Origin of the sequence: Rhodococcus sp. 14-2470-1a, from assembly GCF_002259425.1 — a bacterium.
GTDB classification, from domain to species: Bacteria; Actinomycetota; Actinomycetes; order Mycobacteriales; family Mycobacteriaceae; genus Rhodococcoides; species Rhodococcoides fascians_E.
In genome coordinates this window covers 220082-236256 of the sequence record NZ_NPFZ01000001.1, presented here as the reverse complement: position 1 = coordinate 236256, position 16175 = coordinate 220082, and the positions used below count along the sequence as shown (strand labels likewise).

Annotated in this window: 15 protein-coding genes; 5 read left to right on the top strand and 10 right to left on the bottom strand. The window is 65.7% G+C overall.

Going from position 1 to position 16175, the window contains the following annotated elements; translation table 11 throughout:
• Nucleotides 1–159: 159 nt before the first annotated feature.
• From CH292_RS01125 to iolC, 5 genes are read right to left on the bottom strand one after another with little or no spacing between them, the layout of a single operon-like run.
• Nucleotides 160–1032 carry a sugar phosphate isomerase/epimerase gene (locus CH292_RS01125; RefSeq protein ID WP_019666233.1) on the bottom strand — a complete coding sequence of 291 codons (873 nt, stop codon included), beginning with the start codon at nt 1030–1032 and terminating at the stop codon, nt 160–162.
• A 24-nt stretch (nt 1033–1056) separates the two neighbouring features.
• Complete coding sequence (iolD, locus tag CH292_RS01120) at nt 1057–3015, bottom strand: 3D-(3,5/4)-trihydroxycyclohexane-1,2-dione acylhydrolase (decyclizing) (RefSeq protein WP_170947478.1); 1959 nt, start codon at nt 3013–3015, stop codon at nt 1057–1059.
• Nucleotides 3012–3926, bottom strand: coding sequence for a 5-deoxy-glucuronate isomerase (iolB, locus tag CH292_RS01115; RefSeq protein ID WP_033190488.1), 915 nt, complete (start codon nt 3924–3926; stop codon nt 3012–3014). The genes iolD and iolB overlap by 4 nt, the downstream gene beginning before the upstream one ends.
• Nucleotides 3927–3930: 4 nt before the next feature.
• On the bottom strand, nt 3931–4833 hold the full coding sequence (locus CH292_RS01110; protein ID WP_020112193.1) for a hypothetical protein: 903 nt from the start codon (nt 4831–4833) through the stop codon (nt 3931–3933).
• Complete coding sequence (gene iolC, locus CH292_RS01105) at nt 4826–5827, bottom strand: 5-dehydro-2-deoxygluconokinase (RefSeq protein WP_094653819.1); 1002 nt, start codon at nt 5825–5827, stop codon at nt 4826–4828. Before iolC ends, CH292_RS01110 begins: the two co-directional genes overlap by 8 nt.
• 257 nt (nt 5828–6084) lie before the next feature.
• Between iolC and CH292_RS01100 the strand changes: the two genes are divergently transcribed.
• On the top strand, nt 6085–6834 hold the full coding sequence (locus CH292_RS01100) for a GntR family transcriptional regulator (RefSeq protein WP_026347972.1): 750 nt from the start codon (nt 6085–6087) through the stop codon (nt 6832–6834).
• Between the two features lie 4 nt (nt 6835–6838).
• On the opposite strand, the gene CH292_RS01095 is transcribed toward CH292_RS01100, so the two are convergent.
• Nucleotides 6839–7837 carry a LacI family DNA-binding transcriptional regulator gene (locus CH292_RS01095; RefSeq protein ID WP_094653818.1) on the bottom strand — a complete coding sequence of 333 codons (999 nt, stop codon included), beginning with the start codon at nt 7835–7837 and terminating at the stop codon, nt 6839–6841.
• A 201-nt stretch (nt 7838–8038) separates the two neighbouring features.
• On the opposite strand from CH292_RS01095, the gene CH292_RS01090 reads away from it, so the two are divergent.
• The gene (locus tag CH292_RS01090) at nt 8039–9202 is read left to right on the top strand and encodes a Gfo/Idh/MocA family protein (RefSeq protein WP_179277882.1); all 1164 of its coding nucleotides are present in this window, start codon (nt 8039–8041) and stop codon (nt 9200–9202) included.
• An 18-nt stretch (nt 9203–9220) separates the two neighbouring features.
• Here CH292_RS01090 and CH292_RS01085 read toward each other — a convergent pair whose 3' ends face one another.
• Genes CH292_RS01085 through CH292_RS01075 form a run of 3 tightly spaced genes read right to left on the bottom strand, consistent with a single transcriptional unit; the run spans nt 9221 to nt 12105 of the window.
• Nucleotides 9221–10201, bottom strand: a complete 981-nt coding sequence (locus CH292_RS01085) for a Gfo/Idh/MocA family protein (RefSeq protein WP_094653817.1) — start codon at nt 10199–10201, stop codon at nt 9221–9223.
• 3 nt (nt 10202–10204) lie between these two features.
• A complete protein-coding gene (locus CH292_RS01080; protein WP_020112189.1) occupies nt 10205–11101 on the bottom strand; it encodes a sugar phosphate isomerase/epimerase in 897 nt (298 codons plus the stop codon).
• A complete protein-coding gene (locus CH292_RS01075) occupies nt 11098–12105 on the bottom strand; it encodes a Gfo/Idh/MocA family oxidoreductase (protein ID WP_094653816.1) in 1008 nt (335 codons plus the stop codon). The genes CH292_RS01080 and CH292_RS01075 overlap by 4 nt, the downstream gene beginning before the upstream one ends.
• A gap of 104 nt (nt 12106–12209) precedes the next feature.
• Here CH292_RS01075 and CH292_RS01070 point away from each other — a divergent pair, with 104 nt between their 5' ends.
• The gene (locus CH292_RS01070) at nt 12210–13232 is read left to right on the top strand and encodes a LacI family DNA-binding transcriptional regulator (RefSeq protein ID WP_033190630.1); all 1023 of its coding nucleotides are present in this window, start codon (nt 12210–12212) and stop codon (nt 13230–13232) included.
• An 18-nt stretch (nt 13233–13250) separates the two neighbouring features.
• Here CH292_RS01070 and CH292_RS01065 read toward each other — a convergent pair whose 3' ends face one another.
• The gene (locus tag CH292_RS01065) at nt 13251–14279 is read right to left on the bottom strand and encodes a Gfo/Idh/MocA family protein (protein WP_020112186.1); all 1029 of its coding nucleotides are present in this window, start codon (nt 14277–14279) and stop codon (nt 13251–13253) included.
• Nucleotides 14280–14339: 60 nt separating this feature from the next.
• Between CH292_RS01065 and CH292_RS01060 the strand changes: the two genes are divergently transcribed.
• The gene (locus tag CH292_RS01060) at nt 14340–15317 is read left to right on the top strand and encodes a Gfo/Idh/MocA family oxidoreductase (protein WP_094653815.1); all 978 of its coding nucleotides are present in this window, start codon (nt 14340–14342) and stop codon (nt 15315–15317) included.
• 14 nt (nt 15318–15331) lie between these two features.
• Nucleotides 15332–16159 (top strand): aldo/keto reductase, encoded by an 828-nt coding sequence (locus CH292_RS01055; RefSeq protein ID WP_037142828.1) that lies wholly within the window; start codon nt 15332–15334, stop codon nt 16157–16159.
• Nucleotides 16160–16175 lie beyond the last annotated feature (16 nt).

The following is a 16175-nucleotide window of genomic DNA, read 5'->3' as shown; positions in this document are numbered from 1 at the left end:
TGCGTCGCCGAGGTTGGCGAGTGCGAGCTGGCCGGTGACCTCGCCGGTGGCGGGGTTGGTGACCGGTGCGGTGGTGGTGGAGGTACCAGCGAACGGCTTACCGTCCACCCAGTGTCCGATTACGTTGCTCATGAGTGTCCTTGTCCTTTGTAACTGATGTCAGCGGTGCCGTGCGATGTAGTCGTTGATGGTCTTCAGCTGGTAACGCGACACTTCGTCGGCGTTCTCGTTCTCGCCGAACACGCTGGAGACCATGACGGTGTTGTCCTTGTCGTAGAACCCGAGCTTGCTCAGGCCGCCGAAGAACTCGTCCCAGTTGACGTCGCCATCCCCGATCTTGAGGTGCTGGTGAACGCGCACTGCATTTCCGGGCGGGTTCGTGATGTAGCGAAGCCCGTGCGAGCGGTGGTGGTCCATCGTGTCCGCGACGTGCACCAGACGAACGAGATCGCCTGCGGTCTCGAAGATTCCGGGCAGATCGCCACCCATGTGGAACTGGTGGCACGCGACGACGACCATGCCGAAGTTCTTGGAGTTGATGCCGCGGATGACCCGGATGGCAGCCTGTCCGTCTTCGACGAAATCGTCGGGGTGCGGGTCGATGCGAACGTCGATACCTTCACGTTCGACGATCGGAACCAGTTCCTCCATCGAGCGGTAGAACGCTCGCTCGGACTCCTCCGCCTTCTCCGGGCGTCCGCTGAACTCGGTGTTCATGACGTTCACGCCGAGGTCGACGGTGATCTGAATGGCTCGCTTCCAGTACCGAACTGCGGCCTCGCGCGCATCCTCGTCCGGGCCTGCCCAGCGCAACACGGGGAGCACGGAGGCGATGCCGACGCCGGCATCCTTGCAGGCCTTCTTGAACTTGGCGACCAGGTCGTCGTCGGCCTTCGGGTGGTTGTAGAACGGGATCATGTCGACGTGCGGGGTCAGCTGCAGGTACTCGTAGCCGAGGTCGGCTACGACGCGGGGCAGCTCCAGCAGCGAGAAATCGTGATGGAACGGGGTGGGATCGAGTGCGATCTTCATGGTGTCGGCTTGGTCCTAGTGTTGTCAGTTGCCGGACGGGCGGAGGAAGGGGCGCTGGATCTTCTTCCACTTCTCGTAGGTGGCGTACGCGGTCTGTGTCGATTCGAGAGTCGAGGTCGCGCTGACCGGTACGTCCCACCACGATTCGGAGTCCGGTGCCGCGATCAGCGGATCGGTCTCCACATGGATGACGGTGGACGTTTCGCTCGCCTTGGCGGCCTTGACCGCGTCGGTGAACTCGTTGCCGTTGTTCACGCGCACCACGTCGACACCGAGGCTGGCCGCATTGGCAGCGAGGTCGACCGGCAAAATGCCGCCCTGGAGTCGTCCGTTCTCGGCGCGGTAGCGGTAGTCGGTGCCGAAGCGCTGGGAACCGAGCGATTCCGACAACGATCCGATCGACGCGAACCCGTGGTTCTGCACCAGGATCATGATGACCTTGACGCCTTCCTGCACGGCGGTGACCAGTTCGGTCGCCATCATGAGGTAGGAGCCGTCACCGACCATGATGAACACGTCGCGGTCGGGCTCGGCCATCTTGGCGCCGATGCCGCCCGCCACCTCGTAGCCCATGCACGAGAAGCCGTACTCGACGTGGTATCCCTTGGAATCCCGTGTGCGCCAGAGCTTGTGGAGATCTCCGGGCATCGAGCCTGCTGCGCAGACGACGACGTCGCGCGGGTCGGACAGCGTGTTCGCGAGGCCGATGACCTGGTTCTGGTTCAGAGGTGCGGTGGAATCCTCGATCTTGTAGACCGAGGAAACCGTGTCGTCCCACTGCTGAGCGAGCTCGGAGACGAGAGTGCGGTACTCGGCGGGAACCTCGTAGTCGCCGATGGCGTCGATCAACGCCTCCAGGGCCTCGCGAGCGTCGGAGACGACGGATATGCCGCCCTGCTTGACCGAGTCGATCGACGCGACGTTGATGTTGACGAACCGAACATCGGGGTTGTTGAACGCGGTGCGCGATGCAGAGGTGAAATCGCTGTAGCGCGTACCGATCCCGATGATGACGTCGGCGTCGGTGGCCAGCGCGTTGGCAGCGGTGGTGCCGGTGGATCCGAGAGCGCCGACGGACTGCGGGTGGTCGTACTTCAGCGAGCCCTTGCCTGCCTGGCTCTGGCCGACCGGAATGCCGGTCTTCTCGCACAGTGCAGCGAGTGCATCGGTGGCGCCGGAGTAGATCACGCCGCCGCCCGCGACGATCAGCGGCTTCTTCGCGGTGCGGATTACCTCGGCCGCTCGCGAGATCACGGACTTCTCGGGCAGCGGGCGTGCGACGTGCCAGGTACGCGGCGCGAACAGCGACTCCGGCCAGTCGAATGCCTCAGCCTGAACGTCCTGCGGGATGGCGACGGTGGCGGCACCGGTCTCGACGGGATCGGTGAGCACGCGCATTGCACCGAGCAGTGCGCCGGGCAACTGCTCCGGGCGCCACACGCGGTCGAAGTAGCGGGAGAGAGGCTTGAACGAGTCGTTGACCGTGACGTCGCCGCTCGACGGCAGCTCCAGTTCCTGCAGCACCGGGGCGCTCGCGCGGGTGGCGAACGTGTCGGCAGGCAGCAGCAGGACCGGCAGGCGGTTGATCGTCGCCAGAGCAGCGCCGGTCAGCATGTTCGTCGAGCCGGGTCCGACGCTGGCCGTGACGGCCCACGCCTGGAGACGATCCTTCTGCCGTGCGTAGGCGACGGCGCTGTGCACCATCGCCTGCTCGTTGCGTCCCAGGACGTAGGGGAGTTCCGGCTCGGTGCCGGCTTCGACGGCGTCGATCTCGGCCTGCAGAAGCGCCTGGCCGAGGCCGGCCACGTTGCCGTGTCCGAAGATGCCGAACGCGCCTGCGAAGAACTTGGTGCGCACGCCGTCACGCTCGACGTACTGGTTCGCCAGGAACTTCACGGTTGCCTGGGACACGGTGAGATGTACCGTGCCTTCGGTGTTTTCGGTCTTGCTCGCCGAAATCGGTGCGGTGGACACCACGGTCATGCTCCTGTCGATGCGGAGTTGAGGGGAAGGCGAGGATCGACGGCCTGGTCTGCCCAGGTGCCGCGGATCCAGGTGTGCTCGGGGTCGTCGACGATGTTCCATGCCCGTTCGCGGCCCGGACCGGCCATGACGTTCAGGTAGTACATGTGGTAACCCGGTGCAGCGACGGACGGGCCGTGGTAGCCGTGCGGAACGAGGACGACGTCTCCGGTACGGACCTCTTCGAGGACCTCGATGGGACGTGCCGGGGTTCCGTAGACGCGGTGGTAACCGAAACCGTTGCTGCTATCGGGGCCCGGTGCGATCTCGAAGTAGTAGATCTCCTCGAGGGCGGACTCGTGCTCGGTGTTCTCGTCGTGCTTGTGGCCCGGGTAGGACGACCAGTTGCCACCGGGGGTGATGACCTCGCACGCGATGAGCGAGTCGGCTTCGAAGGTGTCGGCGGTGCCGAAGTTGTGAACCTGCCGGCTGCAGTTTCCTGCGCCGCGCAGTTCCACAGAGATGTCGGCTGCGGGGACGTAGCGGAACGGAAGCTTCTTCTCGGCGCGGGCGCCGCACAGTGCGAAGCGTCCGCCGTCGACGCTCGAGAGCGTGTACGCGGAATCTCTTCCGACATAAGCGAAGTCGGAGGGTCCGTCGAAGACGGATGCGCGCCCCGCGAGATCGAACTTGGTGCCTTCGCTGGTGACGGTGGCCGAACCCGACAGCGGCACGACCATGATCTCGTCGGAACCGGAGTTCAGATCGACGGACTGTCCGGCCGCGAGTGTCACCGTCCAGAGACTCGATTCCGTCCAGTCGATTCGGGTCGTTCCGCCGGCTCCACTCCTGGCTGCGGACTCGGGTGTCACGACGACGTCGAAGCCGTCCTTGCTACCGGATCCAGCTGCGATGTAGTACTCGGAATTCATCGACTCACCTCACCATGTTCACAGCGGTGGCAACGGCGCCTGCGACATCGCCGTCCTGGGGGTACAGCAGGGTGCGTCCGACGATCAGACCACGGACGGCCGGGATCTCGAGCGCCTTGGCCCAGCTCGCGTACGTCTCCTCCGGTGCGGTCTGAGGATCTCCACCCAGAAGCAGCGTGGGGAGCGTCGTGGCGTCCATGACGCGCTCCATCTCGTCGACGACGGGGAGCTTCATCCACGTGTAGGCGGACGTCGAACCGAGGCCCTGCGTGATGTGAATGGACTTGATGACAGCGTCGGCACTGAGATCGTTCTTGACGCGGCCTTCGACGCGGCTGGACAGGAACGGCTCGACCATGGCGATAAGCTGACGCTCGGCGAGCTCGTCGATCGCCTGGGCGCAGGCGGTCATCGTCTCCAGTGTTCCCGGATCGTCCAGGGCGATGCGGGTGAGCATCTTCGCGCCGTTCATCCGGGCCTTGGCGGTGGATGCTGCGGTGGCACCCGTCATACGGTCGTCCAGTTCGAACGATGCGCCCGCGAGCCCGCCACGGTTCATCGACGAGAACACGACCTTGTCTTCGAGTGCGCCGAGGAGCACCAGGTCGTCCAAGATCTCCGAGGATGCGAGGACACCGTCGACGCCGGGGTTCTCCAGTGCGGTGCGCAGACGGTCGAGCAGCTCGGTGCGGCTGTTCATCGCGGTCATGTTGGATCCGACCGACAGTGCGCCGCGGGCGGGGTGGTCGGCGGCGACGATCATGAGCCGGCCGTTTCCGCGGATGGTCTCACGCGTGGCGCGGGTTGCCCATGCTCGTTCGATGGCCTGCGGGTCGCTCGCACGAATGGCAGCAATTTCGGCGTAGCTGGACGCTGCAGGTGCAGGGGTCAAAGTGGTCTCAGACATTGGCGGCCTCGGTCTTCTTCTCTTCTGTGGCGGAATCTTCTGCGAGAGCTGCGACCTCGGCCGCGGTGGGCATTGCGGTGGAGCACTCGAGCCGCGAGGCGACGATGGCGCCTGCAGCGTTTCCGTATCGGAGGATCTTCTCGAGCGGCCAGCCACCGAGCAGTCCGTGGCACAGCGAGCCGCCGAAGCTGTCTCCTGCACCGAGGCCGTTGACGACGTCGACGAAGTTGGGGGGAACGGTGACGGTTTCCGATCGGGTCTTGCCCATGACGCCCTTCGGGCCCATCTTGACGATCGCGAGCTCGACACCGAGGTCGAGGAGGGCGTCGGCGGCCTTGTGCGGGTCCGTCTCGCCGACGGCCACCTCGCACTCTTCCTTGTTCCCGACGGCGACGGTGACGTGCTGGAGCGCCTTCTGGACCTGTTCGGTTGCGGCTGCGGTGGTTTCCCAGAACATCGGCCGGTAGTCGAGGTCGAGGACCGTCAGTGGTGCCCGGCCGCGTGCTTCCCAGGCGGCGAAGTGCGCGCTGCGGCTCGGCTCCTCCGACAGTCCGGTGACGGTGGACCAGTAGAGGCGTGCGTTCTTCACGGCTTCGACGTCGATGTCTTCGGGTCGGATCTGCAGGTCGGGTGCGGACGGCTTGCGGTAGAAGTACAGCGGAAAGTCGTCGGGCGGGAAGATCTCGCAGAAGGTGACCGGTGTCGCGTACTGCGAGTCGGTGACGACGAAGCGATTGTCGACACCGAGTCGGGCCAGTTCGCCTGCGACGTACCGGCCGAACGGATCGTTGCCGACGCCCGAGATCAGAGCCGACTTGTTGCCCAGGCGTGCTGCGGCGACGGTGACGTTCGCTGCGCTACCGCCGAGGAACTTGCCGAAGGTCTCGACCTGTTCCAGTCCGACTCGGGTCTGCAGGGGGTAGATGTCCACGCCGCTGCGCCCGATGGCGAGGACGTCGAAGGCCGTGGTGTTCGCATCGGCTGAGGTGGTCAAGATCGACTCCAGAGGGTATTGGGGACACAACATGCGAGGTGCTACGCAGGAAAGCCTGTCTGCTATTACTGTGCTTCAGACCACAGCGTCATGTCAATACTTTGTCCTGACATTCTTACTTCCAGTCATGCCGATGCTAGTGTTCGCCTACACTCTCGATCAAGCTGGGCGTGGATCTGCTCGCCCTTCGAGGAGATATGGAGAGCTGGACTGTGACTGCGTCCAACGTGTCCGCAGGCGAAACCGGCACGCCCCCCATGGGGTCGTCGGTCGCCACGCCCTTGTCCGTCGAGCTCGACAGGGGCAGCCCGGTACCTCTCTACTTCCAGCTCGCGCAGGCGATCGAAGCCGCGATTCTCGGTGGGCAATTGGCTCCGGGGGACCGGTTCGAGAACGAACTGGCCCTGGCCAAACGGCTGAACCTGTCCCGTCCGACCACCCGCCGCGCCATCCAGGAGCTGGTCGACAAAGGCCTGCTCGTACGCAAGCGTGGCGTCGGGACCCAGGTCGTGCAGAGTCCGGTGCACCGCCCCGTCGAGCTGACGAGCCTGTTCGACGACCTGGCCCGCGCAGGCCAGAGCCCATCCACCAAGCTTCTCGACTATCACGTCGGTATCGCGACGGACGAGGTCGCGCGTGAGCTCAACATCTCCGACGACACCGAGGTCACGACCATTCGGCGACTCAGAAGTACCAACGGCGAGCCGCTGGCGCTGATGACCAACCATCTGCCCACTGCCATCGCTCCCGACCCGGACGAACTCGAGACGCACGGTCTCTACCAGTCGCTGCGTACGCGTGGAGTGCACATCCGGCTCGCTCGCCAGCGCATCGGCGCCAAGGCCGCGGACCGCGACGAGGCGCTGCTGCTGGACGAGAAGTACAAGGCCCCGCTCCTCACGATGCACCGCACCGCGTTCGACGACTCCGGCAGTGTCGTCGAGTTCGGATCGCACGCCTATCGGGCGTCGCGGTACTACTTCGACACCACGGTGGTCGACCGGTAGTACGTCAGTGCGGCGCCGCTGTCGAACCCCGAACCTGCAGGCTCGGGGGGATGAGGGTGAGCGTGCCCGGTGCGGCGGCGTCCGAGATGCGGCCGACCAGCGCCGTAGCCGCCAGACGCCCCAGTTCGTAGGTGGCGTTGTCCACGCTGGTGAGCCACACGTGCCGTAGGCCGGCGAGCGAGGTGTTGTCGTAGCCGACGATGGAAATGTCCTCGGGCACGGAGATCTGCCGTTCCTTGCAGGCCGTCATCGCGCCGATGGCCACGATGTCGTTGACGGCGAAGATCGCCGACGGTGCGTCGGTACCGTCCAGAATCGCCGACGCGGCGGCGTACCCGTCGTCCTCGGTCATACCGCTCGGGACGACCGAGGCGAACCGGTCCAGTCCGTGCTCGGCCATGGCAGCGCGGTAACTGGCGGCCCGAATGTTCGCGACTGCACCGGTTCCGGCGAGATGAGCGATTCGGGTGTGCCCGAGTGCGACGAGGTGATCGATCGCGAGTGCGGTGCCCATCGCATCGTCGTTCGCGACGACGTCCACGCCGGGTAGATCCAGGTCGCGGCTGGCGACCACGACCGTCGGAATGGTGCGAGCCGCCTCGAGGATCGTGGGGGTCGGTGTCCGGGTGCCGACGAGCGCGAGGCCGTCGAGTCGCAGATCCATGAAGCTTCGGACGAAGGACGAATCGGAGCTGCGGTCCAGCCTGCCGTCGGCGAGGAACATCTTCAGGTCCTGTTCTTGCAGAACCGAGTTCATGCCTTCGAGGCAGTCGACGAACCAGGGGTTGCGTAGGTCGTTGAGAAGAACGCCGACGATGTCGGTACGGCGTTGGGTCAGGCTGCGGGCGCTCAGGTTGGGGCGGTAGCCGAGCTCGGTGATGGCGTGTTCCACAGCGGCGCGTTTCTCGTCGCTGACCGAGCTGGATCCGCGGAGGACGAGCGAGACAAGAGATTTGGACACGCCTGCGTGGGCTGCCACTGTGCGGATGGTCGGCCTGCTCACTGCGCCGTCCTCTCCTCGTATCCCGGTGGTCCGGGTGAACGCTAGCAGTTCGGTGTTGACTCGACCGTCCTGCGTGGTTCACACTTTACATAGATTGGACCGGTCCAAAGCTGACGTCCATTCGCCACCGTCCCCTTCACGTGAGTGGAAATGTAGGCCTGGCCTACATTTCCACTCACGTAAACGTCAGGAGAACAGCTCGTGAGCTCAGAGCAGAACATTCGCGTCGGAGTTGCCGGATTCGGCTGGATGGGCCGGGTGCACACCCAGGCCTACGCCCGCGTCCGGCATCACTACCCGGATCTGGCGCTGACGCCCGTGTTGGCCTCCGTCGCGGACGAGGTTCCCGGGCGCGCCGAGGAAGCCGCTGCGCAGTTCGGTTTCGCCGACGCCACCACCGACTGGCACGACATCGAGAACGATTCGACCATCGGTGCAGTGTCGATCACGGCCCCGAATTTCCTGCATCGCACCATCGGCACCGCCATGGTCGAGGCGGGCAAGCACATCTGGATCGAGAAGCCCGTGGGACTGTCGTCCGACGATGCGCGCGCAGTCGCCGTCGCGGCGGACAAGGCGGGCGTGCAGACGGCCGTCGGCTTCAACTACCGCAACGCGCCCGCGGTCGAGGAAGCGAAGGCGCTCATTGCCTCGGGTGAGATCGGAACCGTCACCCACGCGCGTTTCCGATTCTTCAGCGACTACGCCGCACACCCGGACGGTGCACTGAGCTGGCGCTTCGAGCGGGCGCGCGGCGGCAACGGCGTCCTCGGTGACCTTGCCTCGCACGGTGCCGACCTGCTCTGGTACCTGCTGGGAGACATCGAGTCCCTCGTTGCCGACACCGCGGTGTTCGTCCCGCAGCGCGCCAAGCCGACCGGCGCGACCAGTGGACATGCGCTCGCCACGGGCGGGGAGCTGGGTCCGGTGGAGAACGAGGATTATGTCTCGAGCCAGATCCGGCTCGCGTCGGGTGCCCGCGCAACGCTCGAGGCGAGCCGAGTGTCGGTAGGGGAGCAGAACGCGTACGGCTTCGAGATCCACGGCACCAAGGGCGCTGTCTTCTGGGACTTCCGCCGGCTGGGTGAACTCGGGCTGAGCGTCGGAGACAAGTACCAGGATCAGTCCGTCCAGACGGTGTACGTCGGTCCCAAGCACGGTGAATACGGTGCGTTCCAACCGGGTTCGGCCTCGTCGATGGGCTACGACGATCTCAAGATCATCGAGGCCAAGCGGTTCCTCCAGTCGATTGCAGACGGCAAGCCCGCCGGTGCGACGGTGTGGGACGCCGTTCGTAGCGCCGAGGTGCTCGACGCGATGACGCAGTCGGTTGCTTCGGGCAGCTGGGTGACGCCAGGGGCGTGATGCCGAGATGTCGCCCCGTTAGCGGGGCGACATTCCTGCGGCCCGGTAGGCGTCGTCGACCATCGCCATGTTCGCGACGGCGTCGCCGGGGCCCATCGGAAGCTCGGTTCCGTGCTGCAGGTGACGCGCGAACGCCTCGAGCTGATACGAGTACGACGAGCGGGTTCCCAGATGCTCGGTACTGGTGGTGTTTCCGACGGTGATGCTCACGCGGTCGTCGGTGCTGGGTTTGATGTAGTTGTGCGCGAACGCTTCGCCCCTGGATCCGGTGACGCGCAGGGTGAACAGATAGTCCGGGTCCGTCATCGAGTTCAGGGTTGCACCTGTTGCGCCGCTGGGGAATTCGACGTTCGCGTCGAACGACTCGTCGACTCCCGGGTGCCGTTCGACGGCGCGTGCCTCGCGAACGGTCGGTTCGCCGCCCGCGTAGGCGCCGAGGTGGCGCAGAACGTGCAGCCCGTAGCACCCGAGGTCCATCATGACGCCGCCGGCGAGGTCGAGTGACCAGCGAAGATCGTCGGGCTCGGGTGCGGGCATACGCATCTCGACCTCGACGTGGCGCAGTTCGCCCAGCGTGCCGTCGGCGACGAGTTGGAAGATCCGCTGCGTCACGGGGTGGAAGAGGTAGTGAAACCCTTCCATGACAACGATGTTCGCGGCGTCCGCGGCAGCGGAGACCCGGACGGCTTCCTCGCGATCGCGAGAGAACGGTTTCTCGGTCAGTACCGATTTGCCCGCATGGATCGCAGCCAGATTCCACGGAGCGTGCAGCGAATTCGCCAGTGGGTTGTAGACGACGTCGACGTCCGGGTCGTCGACGACGTCCTGGTAGGACTCGAGCACGCGCTCGAATCCGTACTTGTCACCGAACGCCTCGGCACGCGCCTTGTCACGCGCAGCGCACGCGACGAGGCGGTGTCCGAGGGCGGTGGCGGGCTCGACGATTGCTTCCTCGGCGATTCGAGATGCACCGAGGACGCCGATCCTGAGTTGATTCACGTCTCAGGACGGTACCCGGGCCTCCACGACGCTCCGAAGGTAGGCGACGCTGGAAATGACGTCGCTCACAGGACCGGCACCGGCAGGCTCCTCGGCGAGAATGGTGTCCTGCTCGAGCACGAACCAGCCGTCGAAACCGGCGTCGAGCAGCTCGTTCACCACCTTCGCGATGTCGACGTCGCCCGTTCCGAGTGGCGTGTACATGCCCTGCGCGACGGCTTCGGTGTAGGTCAATTCACCGGCTTGCACGCGCCCGGCGAGCGCTGCGTCGACGTCCTTGAGGTGTGCATGGGTGATGCGCGACGCGTAGGCCTCCACCAGTTCGAGCGGGTTCGTTCCGCCGATGAGAAGGTGGCCGGTGTCGAGGCACAGTGGGATCGAGGAGCCGTCGAGCACGCGCAGCACCTCGTCGCGCTGTTCGATCATCGTTCCGACGTGCGGGTGAAGCACGGCGCGGATGCCCCGTTCCGCGGCAGCGGCTTGGAGTCGATCGAGGTTGCCGAGCAGTGTGTTCCACTGTGCGTCGTCGAGTTCGGGGCGTGAGTCGTAGCCGTCGCTGCCGGTGGCTGCCGCGAGGACGAGTACTTCGGCGCGGGAGGCGACGAACGCGTCGAGCAGGGGGGCGATGCCGGGCACCGGGTCGTGGTGGGCGTGATGCAGCAGCACGGGTGCGAAACCGCCGACGGATTTCAGGTCGTACTTGTCCAGGGTTGCGGCCAGCTCGTCGGGATCGGCGGGCAGGAACCCTTCGGGTCCGACCTCGGTGGCGGTCAATCCGGCGTCGCGCATCTCGGTCAGGACGCGCTGGGAGTCGATCTGGTATCCCCAGCCGGGAACTTCGCAGACGCCCCAGGAGATGGGCGCGCCGGCGATTCGGATGTCGGTGTGTGTCGTTGTCACAGTCGTACCTCGTCGATTCGCACCGGTCGGTGCTGTTGCAGGGACAGGGTGGCCGCCTCGGCGATGTAGGCCACTTCGAGCGCATCGCGTGCGGTGCAGGGGGATTCGATGCGTCCGGAGATCACGTCGACGAACGCGCCGAGCTCGGCCTGGTATGCCGAGGTGAAGCGGTCCATGAAGAACGAGTGAGGCGTCCCACCCGGGAACGTCGCACCGGATTCGAGGTTGCGCACCGGAACCTGCTGGTCCCAGCCGGCGACGACGGCGTCGTTCGATCCGTGCACCTCTAGGCGGCAGTCGTATCCGCGCGCGTTGTAGCGGGTGTTCGAGACGACGCCGATCGTTCCGTTCTCGAACGTGAGCGTCGTCGTAGCGGTATCGACGTCGCCGTACTCGGTGAACTTCGGGTCGCCCTGGTTGGACCCGGCCGCGTACACCTCGGTGACCTCGTGGCCGACGATCCACCGGACGATGTCGAAGTCGTGGACGCTGCAGTCACGGAAGATGCCCCCCGAGACCGCGACATAGTCGAGCGGCGGGGGCGCAGGATCGAGAGTGGTCGAGCGGACGGTGTGCAGCCATCCGAGATCGCCCGACGCAACAGCGTTCTTGGCCGCGGCGAACGCCGGTGCGAACCGGCGGTTGTAGCCGATCTGCACCTGGACGCCCGACGACTCGATGCCCTGGACGACGGCAAGGCTCTCGCCGGGGGTGGCGGCGATCGGCTTCTCGCAGAACACGGGGATGCCGGCGTCGACGCAGGCGAGTACGAGCGAAGCATGTGCCGGAGTTGCCGCAGCGACGACAGCTCCGTCGACTCCGGACTTCAACAATGCCTCAGCGCTGTCGACCGAGGTGGCGCCGAACTTCGAGGCGACTGCCTCCGTGACGGCGGGGCGCTCGTCGGTGACGACGAGTCCGTCGACCCCGGCGAGCGTGCTCAGTGTGTCGGTGTGAAATGCGCCGATCCGGCCAAGGCCGATGACGCCGACGGTTACGCCCATCTGTGGTGGTCTTTCTGCAGGAGAAATGTAGACCTCGAGTGTGACTCAGATCGAGGCGTAGGATCAACCGTCGGAACGCATCAAAAACGCCTCAGAGGATGGTCGTGACGCATCGCTACAAGGTCAGTGAGATCGCCCAGCAAGCCGGGCTCAGTCGCGCCACCGTCGACCGCGTACTTCACGAGCGGCCGGGGGTGCGCAGTGCTACCAGAGCGGAAGTGCAGCAAGCGATTTCCGACCTGGACAAACAGCGGTCACAGCTTCGTCTGAACGGCAGGAAGTTTCTGTTCGACGTCGTCATGCAGACACCCGCGCGCTTCTCGGCGGAATTCAGGGCGGCGCTGGAGGCGGAACTGCCGATGCTCTCGCCCGCCGTGGTTCGGTGCCGGTTCCACTTCCGGGAGACCGAATCGGTGACCGAGATGGTGGACACGCTGGGCCGGTTCACCGCGCGCGGATCGCACGGTGTCATCGTCAAGGCGCCGGACGACCCCGAGGTGGTGGAGGCGGTCGACCGGCTCGTGGCACTCGGTATTCCCGTCGTGACGTACGTGACCGACGTGCCGAGCAGCGCGCGGCTCGGCTACGTCGGCATCGACAATCGGGCGGCGGGATCCACCGCGGCCTACCTGGTCGACTCCTGGCTGGGCGACGCGCAGTCCTCGGTACTGATCTTGTTGACCAGCAACATCTTCAGGAACGAGGGGGAGAGGGAGATCGGGTTCCGCAGCACGTTGCGGGCGTTGGACTCCGGCAGACGCGTCGTCGAGATATCCGACAGTGAGGGGCTCGACTCGACGGTGGAGGAACGGGTCTCGGACGCGCTCGCGGAGTACCCGGACATCGAGGCCGTGTACTCCATCGGCGGCGGCAACACCGGCGCGGTCCGGGCGTTCGAACGGGCGGGCAGGAGGTGCCGGGTGTTCGTCGCACACGACCTCGACGGCGACAACCGGCCGCTGCTGCGCTCCGGAGCCTTGTCGGCCGTGCTGCACCACGACCTGCGCGCCGACGCCAGGACGGCCTGCCGCCTGCTGATGCAGGCCGCAGGTGCCGTCGACGGCGTCGCGGCCGAGCCGTCTCCGATCCAGATCGTGACGAGGTTCAACACCCCGGCTGTGCGCTGAGGGCTCCGGCGCGCGTCGTTACCGGGCGAACGGGCCGTCGGTGATGCCCAGCTGTCCGCGAATCGAGTCGATGATCGCCAACGTCTGCACGGCGTCCTCGATCGTGTGCACCGACGATTCGAGGCGTCCTTCGCCGATCGCGCGGGCAGCATCGACGGCTGCGTAGTGGAGACCGTCCACCTGCACGCCCTTGTCCTCGCGGTACTCGAGGGTCTCGCCGTCGCGGAGGGTCACGGTGAAGGATCCCGGCATGAAGAACGGGCCCTCGACCGTCAGCGTTCCGTCGCGGCCACAGATCGTCGCCGACGTCGGGGTGTTGCTCAGGATCGTGGTGTTCATGACCGAATGGTTGCCGCCGGTGTGGGTCAGCACGGCGGAGACCTGGCCGTTAAGTTCGTCGTTCGCGGGCTGGCCGACGGCGGTGATGGACTCGGGCGCACCCAGGATCGTGTGGATGAACGATGCGTCGTAGGTGCCGAGGTCCAGCAACGGGCCGCCTGCCAGTGCCGGGTCGTAGATGCGGTGGTCGGTGGTGAAGTACTCGCCGTGGTCCACCAGGACCGTCCGGATCGGGCCGAGCACGCCGCTGTCGACGATCTGCCGGAGTACGTCGAACTTCGGCAGGAACTTCGTCCACATGGCTTCGCCTACGAACACGCCTGCTTCGGCGGCGGCTGCACCGATCTCGGCGGCGCGAGTTGCATCGACGGCAAGTGGCTTCTCGACGAGCACGTGCTTGCCTGCGGCTATCGACGCCAGCGCGTTCGTGTGGTGTTCGGTGTGCGGCGTCGCGATGTAGACGACGTCGATGTCCGGATCGGCGAGCAGAGCGTCGTAGCTTCCGTAGGACTTCGGCAGGGAGTGGCGCCCGGCGAATTCCGCTGCGCGATCTTCGCTTCGGGAGGCCACGGCCACGACCTGCTGAGTCGAGTTCTTCGCCAGCGATTCGGCGAAGCGGTCCGCGATCCAGCCCGGACCGAGAATGCCCCAACGCAGTACCGGTGCCTCGTTCGGATTCGGCACGGTGGAGACGGGTAGCGAAGTCATCGGCAAACCTGTTCTGTCGAAGGGTAGTTTGTTAGGACATCAGGATGTAATACTCAGCACATGACTGTACGCGTTGGAATCATCGGAGTCGGCGTCATGGGTGCCGATCACGCTCGCAAGATCAACGGATCGATCTCGGGTGCGGAGGTGTCGGCAGTCGCCGATTTCGACACCGACCGGGCCAAGACCGTCGCCGCAGAGCTGAAGGCCGCAGACGTGGCGGCCGACGGCTTCGAGCTCATCGCCAGCGACTCGGTCGACGCGATCGTCGTGGCGTCGCACGACTCCACCCACGCCGAGCTCGTGCACGCCGCGCTCGCAGCGGCCAAGCCGGTCCTGTGCGAGAAGCCCCTCGCGCCGACGGCCGACCTGTGCCGCGAGATAATCGCCGCACAGGGCGACCGCAACCTCATCACCGTCGGGTTCATGCGCCGATTCGACCCCGCGTACAACGAACTCAAGCGCGCAGCGGCACCCGAGCGGATCGGCGACACCCTCGTTGCGCACTGCATCAGCCGCAACGTGGTGGCCGGTCCCGGCGACTCCGCCGCGACCATCACCAACTCCGCGATCCACGAGCTCGACATCATGCCGTGGCTGCTCGGCTCACCCATCACCGAGGTCAGCTGGCATGCGGGACGCACCAGCAAGTACTCGGGAGTTCGTCAGGACCCCCAGATCATGCTGCTGCGCACCGAATCCGACGTTCTCATGACCGTCGAACTGTTCGTGAACGCACGGTACGGTTACGACACGCGATGCGAGATCGTCGGGGAAGAAGGGATCGCGCAGTTCGCCATCCCGGCACACGTCATCGTCGACAGCGAACTCAAGCGCTCCATCGAATACCCCCTCGACTGGGTTCCCCGCTACGCCGAGGCCTACCGACTCGAACTCCAGGAATGGGTCGATTCGATCGAGGAAGGCCGCGCCTCCACCCTCGCCGACGCCGACGCGGGCCTGCGCGCCGGTCTCGTCGCCGACGCACTCGTGGTATCGATGAACGAGGGCGGCCGAACGGTCACCGTCGAATACTGATCGAAAGAGGTTCCATGACATCGACATTCCCGCTCGCCGACGGAACCGTCCTCCCCGCAGTGGGTCTGGGGACGGTTGTCGCCGACGGGGAAGACATGGCGGCGACGGTCACGTCGGCGCTCGAATCCGGTTACCGTCTGATCGACACCGCGCTGCGGTACGGCAGCGAGGAAGGCGTCGGACAGGCTGTCCGGGAGTCCGGCGTTCCTCGTGACGAGATTCTCGTGACGACGAAGATTCCCGGTCGCTACCACGGCTACGACGAGGCCAAGGAATCCGTCCGGCTCTCGCTGGAGAACCTGGGCCTGGAACGAATCGACCTGCTGCTCATCCACTGGCCCCTGCCGAAGGTGGACAAGTACGTGGACACGTGGCGCGCGATGATCGACCTCCAGCGTGACGGTGTCGCGACGTCGATCGGTGTTTCCAACTTCACCGAAGCGCATCTCGACCGGCTGGTGCAGGAGACCGGAGTTGCTCCGGTGGTCAACCAGATCGAGCTCCATCCGTACTTCCCCCAAGCACGGTTGCGCGCGTACCACGCCGAGCACGGAATCGTCACCGAGAGCTGGAGTCCACTCGGTCGAGGCTCGGAGCTGTTGAAGGCCGACCCGGTTGCGGATGCAGCCGCCGCACACGACGTTTCGCCGGGCCAGGTGGTCCTGCGGTGGCACAATCAGCTCGGTTCGGTGTCGCTACCGAAGTCGTCCAACCCTGACCGTCAGCGCCAGAACCTCGACATCTTCGGTTTCACCCTGACCGACGACGAGGTGGCGGCGATCTCGTCACTGGAGCGTGGGCGTATCTGGGGCCAGGATCCCGACACCCACGAGGAGTTCTGACCGGCGCAGGCGCGTC

Bases quoted from the DNA above. Each gene is read 5' to 3' on its own strand.
- CH292_RS01110 (WP_020112193.1), bottom strand. From the start codon at position 4,833: ATGTCTGAGACCACTTTGACCCCTGCACCTGCAGCGTCCAGCTACGCC.
- CH292_RS01065 (WP_020112186.1), bottom strand. From the start codon at position 14,279: ATGACTTCGCTACCCGTCTCCACCGTGCCGAATCCGAACGAGGCACCG.
- CH292_RS01055 (WP_037142828.1), top strand. From the start codon at position 15,332: ATGACATCGACATTCCCGCTCGCCGACGGAACCGTCCTCCCCGCAGTG.
- iolB (WP_033190488.1), bottom strand. From the start codon at position 3,926: ATGAATTCCGAGTACTACATCGCAGCTGGATCCGGTAGCAAGGACGGC.
- CH292_RS01075 (WP_094653816.1), bottom strand. From the start codon at position 12,105: ATGGGCGTAACCGTCGGCGTCATCGGCCTTGGCCGGATCGGCGCATTT.
- CH292_RS01100 (WP_026347972.1), top strand. From the start codon at position 6,085: ATGGGGTCGTCGGTCGCCACGCCCTTGTCCGTCGAGCTCGACAGGGGC.
- iolD (WP_170947478.1), bottom strand. From the start codon at position 3,015: ATGACCGTGGTGTCCACCGCACCGATTTCGGCGAGCAAGACCGAAAAC.
- CH292_RS01125 (WP_019666233.1), bottom strand. From the start codon at position 1,032: ATGAAGATCGCACTCGATCCCACCCCGTTCCATCACGATTTCTCGCTG.
- CH292_RS01060 (WP_094653815.1), top strand. From the start codon at position 14,340: ATGACTGTACGCGTTGGAATCATCGGAGTCGGCGTCATGGGTGCCGAT.